General features: G+C 59.5%; 16 protein-coding genes. All 16 read left to right on the top strand.

The annotated features are described in order from the left end of the window. Positions 1-896 (top strand): phage terminase large subunit family protein (locus CLU80_RS30075; RefSeq protein ID WP_099759440.1); only part of this gene is annotated, 896 nt, incomplete at its 5' end. After that, the gene (locus CLU80_RS30070; RefSeq protein ID WP_099759322.1) at positions 893-2,356 is read left to right on the top strand and encodes a DUF4055 domain-containing protein; all 1,464 of its coding nucleotides are present in this window, start codon (positions 893-895) and stop codon (positions 2,354-2,356) included. The genes CLU80_RS30075 and CLU80_RS30070, both read left to right, overlap by 4 nt. Beyond that, on the top strand, positions 2,331-3,416 hold the full coding sequence (locus CLU80_RS30065) for a minor capsid protein (RefSeq protein WP_099759321.1): 1,086 nt from the start codon (positions 2,331-2,333) through the stop codon (positions 3,414-3,416). The genes CLU80_RS30070 and CLU80_RS30065 overlap by 26 nt, the downstream gene beginning before the upstream one ends. Positions 3,417-3,448: 32 nt before the next feature. Next, positions 3,449-3,760, top strand: a complete 312-nt coding sequence (locus tag CLU80_RS30060; RefSeq protein ID WP_099759320.1) for a hypothetical protein — start codon at positions 3,449-3,451, stop codon at positions 3,758-3,760. A 95-nt stretch (positions 3,761-3,855) separates the two neighbouring features. Then, positions 3,856-4,563 carry a hypothetical protein gene (locus tag CLU80_RS30055; protein ID WP_099759319.1) on the top strand — a complete coding sequence of 236 codons (708 nt, stop codon included), beginning with the start codon at positions 3,856-3,858 and terminating at the stop codon, positions 4,561-4,563. Positions 4,564-4,574: 11 nt separating this feature from the next. Continuing rightward, positions 4,575-5,543, top strand: a complete 969-nt coding sequence (locus CLU80_RS30050; protein WP_099759318.1) for a major capsid protein — start codon at positions 4,575-4,577, stop codon at positions 5,541-5,543. A gap of 51 nt (positions 5,544-5,594) precedes the next feature. Beyond that, positions 5,595-6,170 carry a hypothetical protein gene (locus CLU80_RS30045; protein WP_099759317.1) on the top strand — a complete coding sequence of 192 codons (576 nt, stop codon included), beginning with the start codon at positions 5,595-5,597 and terminating at the stop codon, positions 6,168-6,170. A 56-nt stretch (positions 6,171-6,226) separates the two neighbouring features. Beyond that, positions 6,227-6,730, top strand: coding sequence for a DnaT-like ssDNA-binding protein (locus CLU80_RS30040; RefSeq protein WP_099759316.1), 504 nt, complete (start codon positions 6,227-6,229; stop codon positions 6,728-6,730). Positions 6,731-6,732: 2 nt separating this feature from the next. Beyond that, positions 6,733-7,104 (top strand): hypothetical protein, encoded by a 372-nt coding sequence (locus CLU80_RS30035; RefSeq protein WP_099759315.1) that lies wholly within the window; start codon positions 6,733-6,735, stop codon positions 7,102-7,104. Next, on the top strand, positions 7,101-7,697 hold the full coding sequence (locus CLU80_RS30030; protein ID WP_099759314.1) for a hypothetical protein: 597 nt from the start codon (positions 7,101-7,103) through the stop codon (positions 7,695-7,697). The genes CLU80_RS30035 and CLU80_RS30030 overlap by 4 nt, the downstream gene beginning before the upstream one ends. Continuing rightward, positions 7,694-8,110 carry a phage tail terminator-like protein gene (locus CLU80_RS30025; protein WP_099759313.1) on the top strand — a complete coding sequence of 139 codons (417 nt, stop codon included), beginning with the start codon at positions 7,694-7,696 and terminating at the stop codon, positions 8,108-8,110. Before CLU80_RS30030 ends, CLU80_RS30025 begins: the two co-directional genes overlap by 4 nt. A 70-nt stretch (positions 8,111-8,180) precedes the next feature. Beyond that, positions 8,181-8,837, top strand: a complete 657-nt coding sequence (locus CLU80_RS30020; RefSeq protein ID WP_099759312.1) for a phage tail protein — start codon at positions 8,181-8,183, stop codon at positions 8,835-8,837. 3 nt (positions 8,838-8,840) lie between these two features. Next, on the top strand, positions 8,841-9,221 hold the full coding sequence (locus tag CLU80_RS30015; RefSeq protein WP_099759311.1) for a phage tail assembly chaperone: 381 nt from the start codon (positions 8,841-8,843) through the stop codon (positions 9,219-9,221). A 47-nt stretch (positions 9,222-9,268) separates the two neighbouring features. After that, positions 9,269-9,541: a DUF1799 domain-containing protein gene (locus CLU80_RS30010; RefSeq protein ID WP_099759310.1), complete on the top strand. Its 273-nt coding sequence runs from the start codon at positions 9,269-9,271 to the stop codon at positions 9,539-9,541. Between the two features lie 27 nt (positions 9,542-9,568). After that, positions 9,569-12,619, top strand: coding sequence for a phage tail tape measure protein (locus tag CLU80_RS30005; RefSeq protein WP_099759309.1), 3,051 nt, complete (start codon positions 9,569-9,571; stop codon positions 12,617-12,619). Then, complete coding sequence (locus tag CLU80_RS30000) at positions 12,619-12,957, top strand: phage tail protein (protein WP_099759308.1); 339 nt, start codon at positions 12,619-12,621, stop codon at positions 12,955-12,957. Before CLU80_RS30005 ends, CLU80_RS30000 begins: the two co-directional genes overlap by 1 nt. The last annotated feature ends 9 nt before the right edge of the window (positions 12,958-12,966 follow it).

The following is a 12,966-nucleotide window of genomic DNA, read 5'->3' as shown; positions in this document are numbered from 1 at the left end:
GCAAGATTATTGCCCGGATGCGTTACAACATCCCAGGGCTGAAGAACGGCGTGGATGTGACCACGACGCCGGAAGGCTTCAAGTTCGTCTTTCTCCAGTTCGTGAAGCAGCTACGCGACAAGCCGGCGCTGAAGGAAATGTATGGCCTGATTCAGGCAAGCACCTTCGACAACGAACTGAACCTGCCTGACGACTACATCGCATCACTGATGGAGTCGTACCCCGAGCAACTGATCCGCGCGTACCTGAATGGCCAGTTCGTCAACCTGACGTCCGGATCGATCTACCACGCCTACGACCGCAAGTTGAACCAGTGCTTCGACACGGTCCAGCTAGGTGAGCCGCTGTTCATTGGCATGGACTTCAACGTCGGCAAGATGGCCGCGATCACCCACGTCAAACGTGATCAAGGCCTACCGCGCGCTGTGGACGAGTTAATGGATGGCTATGACACGCCGGACATGATTCGTCGCATCAAGGAGCGGTACTGGGAGCACACCGGCAACGACTACAAGAAGACTTGCGAGATCCGGATCTACCCGGACGCCTCCGGTGATTCGCGTAAGTCGGTCAATGCGAGCCTCACCGATATCGCCATGCTCAAGCAGGCAGGCTTCACGGTCATCGCGCCGGCGGCCAACCCACCGGTGAAGGACCGAATCAACGCCATGAACGCCATGTTCTGCAACGCGCAGGGCGAGCGCCGCTATCTGGTCAACCCGTCTACGTGTCCGACCTACGCCGACGGCTTAGAACAGCAAATCTGGGCACCCAACGGCGAGCCGGACAAGAGCCAGGGAAACGACCACGCCAACGACGGCGGCGGTTACTTCATTCACCGCGAGTACCCGATCGTTAAACCGGTCACCTCAATGAAAATGGGAGTCGCCCGATGACGGACGTCACTTTTACTCGTCCCGAGTACAAGGCGGCACAGTACCGCTGGCGCTTGGTGCGCGACGTCTGCAAGGGGGCGGAAACGGTAAAGGCCGCCGGCGATTGCTATCTGCCAAGGCCGAACGCGTCGGACAAGTCTCAGGACAACCGCGACCGTTATGACGCGTACAAGAAGCGCGCGGTGTTCTACAACGCTACCGGTCGCACGAAGCACAGCCTCGTCGGCGCAGTGTTTCGTACCTGGCCTACGCTGACTGTTCCCGGCGCACTCGACTACGTATCCAAGGATATCGACGGGCAGGGCGTGAGCGTTTACCAGCAATCGCAGTCGGTGATCGGGCATCTGCTCGAAGTCGGCCGCCATGGGCTGCTGGTGGACTATGTTTCCGTTGTGGCTGGGACAGTCAGTAAGGCTGACGAGCAATCTGGTCGCGCCCGGGCGAACATCGCCAGCTACACAGCTGAGTCGATCATCAACTGGAAGACCCGCCAAGTCGGCGGCCAGCACCTGTTGAGCCTTGTCGTGCTGCGCGAAACGGTCGACGTAGATACGGACGATGGTTTCGGTAGTGAGCAGGTTGTGCAATACCGGGTACTGCGCCTTGATGTCTCCGGTCAGTACACGCAGGAAGTGTGGGAAGAGGGTTCAAGCGCGACAACTCAGAAAGTCGCGCCATTCACACCATTGAATGGTCTTGGCCGCCCGTGGCAGGTGATCCCGTTCCAATTCGTTGGCAGCGAGAACAACGACACCACCATCGACGACGCCCCACTGTACGACATGGCTGAGGTGAACATCGGTCATTACCGCAACAGTGCGGACTACGAAGAAGCTGCCTACTTGGTGGGCCAGCCTCAGCCGTGGATGGCTGGTCTTGATGAGCAGTGGCGCGATCACATGGAGGAAAGCGGCATCTTCCTCGGCTCCCGCGCACCCTGGATGCTTCCAGTAAACGGCACCTGCGGGGTTTGGCAGGCTCAGCCGAACACGGTGGCCAAGGAGGCGATGGAATCCAAGAAGCAGGACATGGTTTCGCTCGGTGCCCGGCTGATTGAGCGCGGAAGTGCGGTGAAGACCGCAACCCAGGCTGACAACGACAGCGCCGCAGAACACAGCGTTCTGTCGCTGGTGGTCAGCAACGTCAGTGAGGCCTACAGCCAGTGCTTGGCATGGATGGCTGAATTTGTGAATGTTTCCGGTGAGGTGGTCTACAAGCTCAACCAGGACTTCAGCCAAATCACTCTGGACGCGACGATCCTGGCTGCGCTGTTCAACGCAGTGCAGGGCGGCAAGTTGCCTGAAGGCGACTTCTGGCAGTACCTGCGCGATCGAGGTGTGATCAATCCGGAGAAAACGGACGATGAAATTCGGGGTGAACTCGAAGCACAAAGCACCGGGCTGGATCTGGATGACGACGACGAGGCAAACCTAAATGGCGGCAAACCAAGCGATCCTTGATGCCACGATTCGGCACGCCGTCTTCCTTGAGCAACTGAAGTCGGGGGAGGTGGCGAAGTTCGCGCCATTCCTCAAGGAGATCGACCGCTCGATTCGTGAGCGGCTGACCCGGGCGGATCTGACGGATTACACGGTCGCCCGTTTGGAGCGGCTGCTGAGCGAGGTCGACAGCCTGCTGCTGGGCATCTTCGATCGGTACAGTGAAAAGCTGAACCTAGATCTGGTGGATATCGCCAACTACGAAGCTGAGTTCGAGGCGACCAGCCTGACCCGTGCGGCACCGATGGGTGTCACCTTCGACGCGGCGGTGCCTGGCGCTGCTGCGATCCGGGCGGCAATCCTCACCAATCCGCTTAGCGTGCGTGGCGCCGACGGCGGGAAGCTACTCAAGTCGTTCATTGATGGCTTCACCGCCACCGAGCGACAACGCCTCACAGGCGCGATCCGGCAGGGCTTCTTCGAAGGCCAGACCAACTTCCAGATCATCAAGAAAATTCGCGGCACCAAGGCGCTGCAGTACAACGACGGCATCTTGGCAACGACCAACCGCAATGCCGGTTCGATCGTTCGGACTGCGGTGCAGCACGTCGCTACTCAGGCGCGCATGGAGACGCTTAAGGCGAACGCCGATGTCGTGCAGTCCGTGGAGTGGGTAAGTACGCTGGATTCGAAGACAACCAGCCAGTGCCGGACGCTCGACAAACGTCGGTTCAAACTCACCGAAGGGCCGAGGCCGCCGATCCACATCAACTGCCGGTCGACGGTGGTGGCGGTTACTCGCTTCAGCGCGCTGTTTGCCGAGGGCGCCACGCGTGCATCCGTCGGCGACTCTGGCGCGCAGCAGGTAAGGGCAGACCTCAGCTACTACGACTGGCTCAAGCAGCAGCCGGCAGCGTTTCAGGACAAGGCTATCGGTCCGGTTCGGGCGAAGTTGTTTCGAGACGGTGGGCTGAGCATTGAGCGGTTCGCTGAACTGCAGCTTGATCGCAATTTTTCACCACTGACTCTCGTACAGATGAAAGCTTTAGAGCCTCTAGCGTTTGAAAAAGCCAAGCTGTAGATTCCCAGGCTCATCAGAACGGAGCGTCTAACGTGGTTAAACATTTGACCATTTTCGAAAGGGAAATCTTGTCTGCGATCTTCAAGTGCGTCATGGCCAATCCGAATGATTCGGCTCTATGCAAGGCTAAACACGATGAGCTTAAGGCTTTGACCGAAAGACCGGTGCGCGAAGGCCGGCTTAGAGAAAACATATATGACGCAATGTTGATGGCGTTTATTCAGAACACCTGGATGTATACCAAAGGTCAGGAGCTGAAAAGTATCGAAATGGCGGAGCCGTACTATCCGTTTGGAGAGGACGAAGTGAATATTTGGCGCCTTGAGAGCGATCTCGGCCTGTAGTAACGCCTACTTAAAGACTTGTTAGAAAACCCGCTCCGGCGGGTTTTTTTATGCCCGCAGGCAGGGCCTGCACCTACGTCTCTGGGAGACAACCAATGCTGAAATTCCAACTGGATACCCTGGAAGGGGTAGATGAAGCCGTGCGCGCTCTTTACACCGAGAAGGACGGCAAGTTCGTACTCGGCATTGAAGGTCTGCCGCAGCAAGAAGATGTATCCGGCCTGAAGGCCAAGGTTGATGAGCTGCTCGGCGAGAAGAAAGCCGCCGAGAAGAAGGCGCGCGAAGCTGAAGATGCAGCGCGCCTTGAGCGTGAAGAAGCCGCTCGCAAGTCCGGCAACGTCGAAGAGCTCGAGCGTTCCTGGACTGAAAAATTTACCCGCCGCGAAGCTGAGCTGAACGGCATGTTGGAACAGGAGCGTGGAACGCTGAGCGGGCAGATCCGGGATCTGACTGTTGGCCGTACCGCTACTGATATCGCATCTGCCTTGGCTGTTCAAGGCAGCGCAAAAGCCCTGTTGCCGCACATCGAACGCCGTCTGAGCGTCGAGCAGCGCGACGGGAAGCCTGTTGTGGTCGTCCTCGACGCACAGGGCAAACTCTCGGCGGCAACGCTGGACGAGTTGAAAGCAGAAATCGCGAATGACGCGGCGTTCGCGCCGTTGATCGCGGGTAGCAAGGCATCGGGCGGCGGGGCCGGCGGTGCAGGTGGTGGGGGCGGGGCCCCGAAAGGAAAAATCGGCGGTACCAAAGAGGAACGCACGGCTGCAATCGCAAGCCGGTTCCCAGATCTCCCTCAATCGTAAGGAAATAACTCATGTCCCTGTCGCAAATGCAGGTTTTCAACGAATACATCATGCCGGCGACTCTCGAGACGCTGGATCAATATCTCGCCGCGTTCAACGCTGCGAGCCGGGGCGCTATTGTGCTTTCCCCGGACGGCTTCACTGGCGACTTCCTCCAAGAGTCGTTTTTCCAGACTCTTGCTGCTGCCCAGCGCCGCGTAGACCGCTACAGCGCCAACGCCGCCGTTGCTGCCACCGACCTGACCGAGCTGAAGAACACTTCGGTTAAAGTCGCCGGCGGCTTCGGCCCGATCCGCTACGAGCCATCGCAGATGACCTGGCTGGAGCGCCCAACCGCGCAAGGTATCGAAGTCGCGAGCCGTGCGTTCGCTGAAATCCTGCTGAAGGATCAGTTGAACACTGCGATCGCGGCGCTGGTGGCAGCAATCACGGCCCAAGCCTCCGCGGTCAACGATGTATCGGCGACCGCAGGCATCACCTACGCCGGCCTGAACAACGCCCACGCGAAGTTCGGCGACGCCAGTCAGAACCTGGTCACCCAGGTTATGCAAGGCACCAGCTACCACAAGTTGGTCGGCCAGAACCTGGCGAACCAGCAGCAGCTGTTCCAGGCGGGCAACGTTCGCGTGGTGGACATCCTCGGCAAGATCTCCGTTGTGACGGATGCCCCGGCGCTGATGCAGGCCGGCACCCCGAACAAGGAAATCATCCTGTCCCTGGTGCAAGGCGCTGCGCTGGTCCACGACGGCCGCGACATTATCAGCAACGTCCAGACCACCAACGGCAAGGAGCGTATCGAAACCACGCTGCAAACCGACTACACCTTCGGCCTGGGCCTGAAGGGCTACACCTGGGACACCACCACCGGCGGCAAGTCGCCAACCGACGCTGAGTTGGCAACCGGAACCAACTGGGACAAGACCGCTACCAGCATCAAGCACACCGCCGGTGTGGCCCTGATCGGTGACGCCTCCAAGTAACCCTGTAATGTCCAAGCCGGGACGTGTGCCCGGCTTGGCGGAGATGCAATCATGAGCAACAAAATCTGGTATCTACCCGGGCCGTTTCACCAGTACCGGGAAGACGTGAAGGCGCTGGCGAAGGAATACGGGCTGCGCATCATCGACGCGAACATCACCGAAAGTCGCGAGGGTGAGGCCGATGATGTGCCGGAGGTGACGGTGCGACAGGTTGAACCGGCACCGGTGGTGCTGATCGTCGATAGTGGTGATCACGCTGCGCTGCAGGAGCTGATCGACAAGTTGAATGCGGAGCGTGACGGCATCGTGTTGCTGATCGACGCCGCCGAAGGCCTGACTGAACTGGAACACCCGGGCGCCGGCGAACTGCCAATTCGCTTGTTCGGTGCACTGAAATCCATTCATGAAGGCTTTGAAGCGCTGACGGGGGAGCGTGACAACTTGGCGGGCGAGGTTGAATCCTTACGCGCCGAAGTCGAACGCCTCAAGGCAGCAGCGGAACCGGTCGACAATGTCGAGAAGATCGCTGGTCTCAAAGCGAAGCTCGACGCTGCCAATGTGCCGTATCGAGCGAATGCTTCGGTTGAGTCGCTGGAAAAGGCGGTCTCTGAGCTTCCGAGCGCGTGATAATCCGGGTGCGCAATCACTGGTGCCCGATTCAAAAAAACACAGCGAGCTGATTCATGACTCTCATCATCGAGGACGGTACCAGTAAGCCTGACGCCGAAAGCTACGCATCCGCTGAGGACTTGGCCATGTACGCCGTGAAGTTCGGCGTGGTCATCCCGGCGGAGGTGCCAGCACAGGAAGCATTGCTGCGCCGGGCTGCGCTGGCAATGGACGGTATGGCGTGGAAAGGGCGGAAGACCAACAGCGAGCAGGCCTTGTCTTGGCCGCGCCGAGGTGTTGAGTTGGACTACGAGATCAAACCTGACAACTACCTGCCGGCGCGAATTCAGTACGGCCAGATGGCGCTGGCTGCTGAGATCCACACCGACGACGTTGACCCGATCGACCAACGTCAAGGGGCGGTAATTCGCGAGCGAGTCGAAGGCGCGGTTGATGTTGAATACGCCCCGATCAGCAACAAAAGCGGAAGGCTATTGCCGGCCGCACCAGATCGCCCAAGCCGAACACAGTTTGCTGACTATCTGGCCAAGCGAGGCCTGTTTGCCGTGAGGGCCTGACAATGAGCACGTTCTACGACCGCACGGCTGCTACCGCTCTGCGGTTGATAACGCAGTTCAGCCAGCCCGTAACCATCAGCAAGACCGAACCGGGTGAGTACGACCCTGAGGTCGGTGGCGACACGCCGGGCGCCACCATTGAACAGACCGCCCAAGGCATCTTGCTCGACTTCACCGGTCAGGAATTCCAGAACAACAGCCTCATCAAGCAGGGCGACAAGAAGCTCAAGATCGCCGCGCAGGGGCTGGAGTGGGCGCCTGAGTTACTGAACAAGGTCGTTGTTCAAGGTCGTACCTGGTCAATCGTCCCTCCCTTGAAAGAAATCAACCCGGCCGGCACGCCGATTCTCTATGAATTGCAGGTGAGGTCGTGAGCCGGGCGGGCGCCGGTCAATCCGGCAGCTTCGCGCTGAGTTTCGCCGAGTTTGCGGCCCAGACCAGCGAAGCCATCGACGCCAGTGTGCGCGAGATCATCATCGAGGTCGGCAGCAGCCTGATCCGCATGTCTCCCGTCGGTAACCCGGAGATCTGGGCGCAGAACGCGATTGCGACCGAGTACAACAAGGCCGTCGACGACCACAACAGCGCTTTGCGCAGTGACCCGGCCAACCTCACGAAGGGCGGCAGACTGAAGAAGGGCCGCAAGTTCAACGACGGCATGGACATCAAGGCGCCAGAAGGCTACGTCGGCGGCCGGTTCCGCGCGAACTGGCATATTTCCCTCGGTGTGGTCGAAAGCGTCACCTTCGACGAGGTTGACCCGAGCGGCGCCGAAACTACCGCCGCGCTGGTCGCCGCGATGAGCGATTTCACTGCCGGCCAGATGGCTTACATCATCAACAACTTGCCCTATGCGATTCCTCTGGAGTTCGGCCATTCCACTCAGGCCCCCGGCGGAATGGTTCGGGTAACCGTGGCCCGCTTCCAGCAGATCGTGCAGGAGGCCATCAGGAACAATCAGGTATGAGTCACGCGATCATCGCCTCTATCTACGAGGCAAAGCTCATCACTTGGAATAATGCCAAGCCGCAGAAGTTGAAGATCGTCTTCGAGAACATTGCCTATACGCCGTTAGCGGATGAAACCTATCTGCGGGCGTTCACGATCCCGGGCGATACCGCGAGCAACACACTCGGCGGCGATCATCGGCTGTTTACCGGCTTGTTTCAGGTAAGCGTTATTGCGCCAGCCGGTACCGGGAAAACGAAGACTAATCCGATCGTCGATGAACTGACGAGCCTGTTCCCTCTGTACTCTCGGGACACGAAAGGAGCGGTCACTGTGGTGACTATGTCGCCAGTCGACCAAGGGCCCGGCATCACCGGTGATTCTGCGTATACCGTCCCGGTCTCGTTCTCCTATCGAGCCGACACCAACTAATCCGCCCATTGGGCAAACCCAAAACCCGCCATCGAGCGGGTTTTGTCATTTCTGAAAAGGGGAATCACCCATGGGCTACAAAATTCCGAACGGCGGCACTTTCCAGCACGCTGCTACCTATGCTGCTGCATTGGCGTTCGCTTCCATCACTAACGCCACTGAAGCGGTGGCCACGGTTGTGGGCGGTACTCTCGTCGCTGGCGATATCGTTCTGCTGACCTCTGGATGGAGCAAGCTGGACAGCAAGGTGGTACGTATTAAAGCGGCGACCGCCACGGCAATCACGCTGGAAGGCATCGATACGACCGACACCCAGATCTTTCCGGCCGGCGGCGGTGCGGGCACCATGCGCAAGGTTCTGACCTGGGTGCAGATTCCGCAAATTTCCGATGTTGCCTTCTCCGGCGGTGAACAGAACTACCTCGACGTGGTTTTCCTCGAGGATGACCAGGGCAAGCAAATTCCGACTGACAAATCCGCAGCCAGCATGGTGCTGACCCTGGCGGATGACCCGGCGCAGGACTTCAACAAGGTGCTGATGAAGGCCGACGCCGGCAAACAGGTCGAGGCTGCACGTCTGAACCTGCCGGGCAATGACACCCTGTTGTACGGCGCTTACACGTCGTTTTCCAAGCAGCCAGCAGTGTCCCGCAACAACCTGCTGACCCGCACTGTGAACCTGGCGCTTCAGGCCGAGCCGACCCGCTACCTGACCGCGGTGGTGTAACCCATGGCAAAAATCCGAATCGCTCAGAACCCGACGTTCCAAGCAATGGTGCTGATCCCGATCGTTGGCAGCGTGCCCGAAAAGATCGAGTTCACGTTCAAGTATCGCGACCGGCTGGAACTGGCCGCTCTTTTCGATGAGTGGAACCAGAATCGCAAGGAAGCCTTGGCCACGCTCGGGGATCAACCATCGCTTTCTGAAGTGGTTGCTGCTGATGCAGCCCAGCAGGTTCGGCAAATCAAGGATCTGGTGGCTGGCTGGGCCTTCGACGATAAGTTCGATGAAACGAGCATCACCGCTCTGGTGAAGTCGTGCCAAGGCGCAACCGAAGCGGTAGTCGAAGCCTATCAGGGCGCATACAACCAGGCCCGCCTGGGAAACTGACAGATGCCGCGCGCGCCCTGTATGCGCCCGCGGCGCCGGTTGAGTTGATGAGTATGTTCGGCCTCTCGCCAGGTGATCTTGAGGAGGAAACGGAGGTTTGGCCATGCAACTGGCCGGCCTTTCTCCTGTTCAACCGAATGTCCACGCAGTGGCGGGTCGGCACCGGTGGCGCCATCGGCCTTGATTACAACTGCATCCGCGACGTCGCCGGATTCCTCGGCATCAAGAAAAAGAAACTCGCTGAAATCTTCCCTGACCTTCAGGTGCTGGAAGGCGAAGCCCTGCGCGTCATGGCGGAGGAAAGGGAAAACAGCCCGTAAGCACGAGCACTTATTCAAGGTGAGTCGATGAACATTGCAGAACTCGGCGTCAAGATCGACTCGGTCGATGCGATCGAGGCCAAAACGAGCCTGGATGAGATGGCGAAGGCCGGCGGCCGGGCCGAGCGGTCCGCCGTTTCGCTGATGAACGAAATGCAGGCGCTGGAGAAGTCGCTCTCTACCAGCGCCAAGACTACGCAGGACCTTGCCAAACAGCGCGATGCGTTGGCGAAGCTGACCAAGACCGGCGCCTATGGCGAGGCTGAGGCCGCGAAGATCTCTGCGCAGCTCGACAAGCAACAGGTAGCGCTGGCCAAGTCGGCCATGGATGAACAGAAGGCACTGAACAGCCTGTTGGGCGCCATTGACCCGGCCCGCGCCGCGCTGGCGAAGCTGGATACTCAGGTCGAGCAACTGGGCAAACATCTGGATGCCGGCCGGATCAGCCAGGACGAGTACAACACCGCCCTGAGCAAGATCGATAAGGACTACGACAAACTCAACAGAACCACCACCGGTTTCGACAAACTGCGACTTGGCACGCGCCAGGCACAGGAAAACGTCGTGCAACTTGGGAATGCGCTGTCTTCGGGAGACTGGGGTAGCGGCGTTCGCGCAGTCGCACAACTGGGCGCTGGTGCAGGTGAGGGTGCGGCGGGTCTGCTGGCCATTCTCGGCCCGCTTGCGCTGGCCACCGCCGCAGTGGGTGGGCTGGCATACGCTTTCTACAAGGGCAGCGAAGAGCAGGACAGCTACAACAAATCGCTGATCCTGACCGGCAACTACGCAGGTGTGAGTGCCGGGCAATTGGGCGATATGGCCCGTCAGGTCAGCGCAACCGTTGGCACCACTGGCCAAGCCGCAGCCGTGCTGGCTCTGCTGGCCGACAACGGCAAGATCGCCGGCGAGAGCTTCACCGGAATCACCCAAGCCGCCGTGTCGATGCAGGAAGCGACAGGCAAGGCAGTGAGCGAGACAGTTGCCGAGTTCTCCAAGCTCGCCGACGACCCGGTCAAGGCGTCTGCCGCGCTGAATGAGCAGTACCACTACCTAACTGCTTCGGTTTACTCGCAGATCACCGCGCTGGAGAAGCAGGGCGACCATGCCGGCGCCGTGAAGCTGGCCACCGAGTCGTTCGCTGATGCAATCAACGAGCGCACACCGCGAATCCTCGAGAATCTGAGTTTCTGGGAGAAGGGCTACAACGCCGTTGCTCGGGCTGCTGATGGGCTGAAGAATATCGGGCGCAGTGATATCGGCGCCGATATCGAGCAAGCCCAGCGCGACTTGGCGAGCGCTCAGGCAGGCAATGTCGGCCTGTTCCAGAATAAACAGGAGATGATTGATCTCTACCAGAATCGTCTCAACATGCTGGAGGATCAGAAAGAAGCAGAAGCCGATATCGCTAAGTGGCAGGGCGAGCAGGCGAAAGCTCAGGGCGATGCCGTCTCCTCAATGGCGAAGGTCGACGCACTCACCAAGTCAGCATGGACGAATGAGCAGAAACGTACCGACGCGATCAAGGAGTACAAGCGGCAGCTCGAAGACATCCGCAAGGTAGCGCCGAACGATCCGCGCCTGAATCAGGCCGCAATCGACAAGAACCTGGCGAACATCAATGACCAGTTCAAGGATTCGAAAGCGGCTGGTTCACAGGTCGATCTGACCGGCTTCAATAACACCAAGAACAACTTGGCAGCCATCAGCGAAGAGTACAAAAACGCCCAGAAGGAACTGGACGCCGCGCAGAAGGCCGGACTCGTTTCTCAAGCCGACTATGCCCTGAAACGCGAAGCGTTGATCGGCAACGAGCGCGACGAGGTTACTGCGGCCTACGAGGCGGAGATTGCTGCGCTGGAAGCCGCGAAGGCGAAGAAGACCACTTCTGCCGCGCAAAGCATCCAGCTCGATCAGAAGATTGCCGACGCGCGCGCGGGAATGGTCAAAGCGCAGAAGGACGCGGATAGCCAACTCGATGTCTTGGCCACAAACGAGACCGGCCGTCTCGCCCGACAAGAGCGTTCAATCACCACCTACGTTCAGGCCTTGGCTCAGCAACAGCGAGCGCTGGAACTGGCAGGGCAGCGCGCCGTTCTCGGCGTCGGACAGGGCGATCGACAGAACGCACTCAACAATGAGCTGAACAGCCAACAGGATCGGTTCGCTCAGCAGTCGCTGGAACTGGCAAGCCAGAAATCAGATCCGTCGCGAAACATGTCGGAGGAGGAGTTCGCCCGGAAGTCGCAGGCTCTCGCCGATGCGAACAAAGCTGCCACCGATCAGATCCAGCAGAACTACGCCGATGTCGAGAAAGCTCAAGGGGACTGGACCAAGGGCGCAACGTCGGCCTGGGCCAATTACCTGGACTCGGCGAGCAATATTGCCGGCCAGACAAAGACCCTGTTCGGCAACGCTTTCAGCTCGATGGAAGACGCGGTCGTCAACTTCGCCATGACCGGGAAGCTGTCGTTCGCCGACTTCACCAAGTCGATTCTGGCTGACATGGCGCGGATCGCGACCCGTCAGGCCAGTTCTGCGTTGCTGAGTAGCCTCGTCGGTGCTGCCACCAGCTACTTCACTGGCGGAGGCGGAGGTAACGGGCTGGCGGCTGGATCTGCCGGTGCGACGTCTTCGAATCTCGGCGCGTCCTCGGCAGGTTACTCCAGCACCTACTTCCCGCAGGCGCTCGGCGGTGCCTGGTCGTCGGGTGTGCAGATGTTCGCCAACGGCGGCGCCTTCACCAACAGCATTGTCAGCGCTCCGACCGCCTTCGGGATGGCCGGCGGCCGGGCGGGAGTTATGGGTGAGGCGGGGCCGGAGGCGATCATGCCGCTGACCCGGACTTCCAACGGCAAACTGGGCGTTCTCGCGGCTGGCGGTGGTTCCGGGGCTGCAATCAGCATCAGCGCGCCGGTCACGGTGGTGACCGAGGATCGCAGCTCTGAAGGCATGCAGATCGACCAGCAGGCATTGTCGAGAAATCTGCAATCGCAAATGCAGGCCGTGGCCGAGAAAGCCGTCGCTGACTCTTGGCGCGCGGGCGGTACCAGCTTCCGAAATGCAAATGGGAGGGCCTGATGGCCATCGAGAAATTCACCTGGCCAACCGAGCGCGGGGAAACACCCGATATCAATTATCGGGTGCGCACCTCGAAATTCGGCAACGGCTACGCGCAGAACGTCGGCGACGGCCCGAACAACAAAGAGGATTCGTATCCGATCACTTTCGCAGGCCAGAAGGCCAAGGTGCTGGAGATCATGGCGTTCCTCGACCGGCATGCTGGAGCAAAGGCATTTCTATGGACAACTCCACTCGGCGAGCTCGGTCTGTTCACCTGTAAAAATCCAGCTCCCACACCAATGGGCGGCGGTGTCTTCAAACTCACCGCTACGTTCGAGCGGGCATTCCGACCATAAGGGGCAATC

The sequence above is a fragment of the Pseudomonas sp. 29 genome (genome assembly GCF_002754355.1).
Taxonomy (GTDB): Bacteria; Pseudomonadota; Gammaproteobacteria; order Pseudomonadales; family Pseudomonadaceae; genus Aquipseudomonas; species Aquipseudomonas neuropathica.
This window is presented reverse-complemented; position numbering and strand designations above follow the sequence as displayed.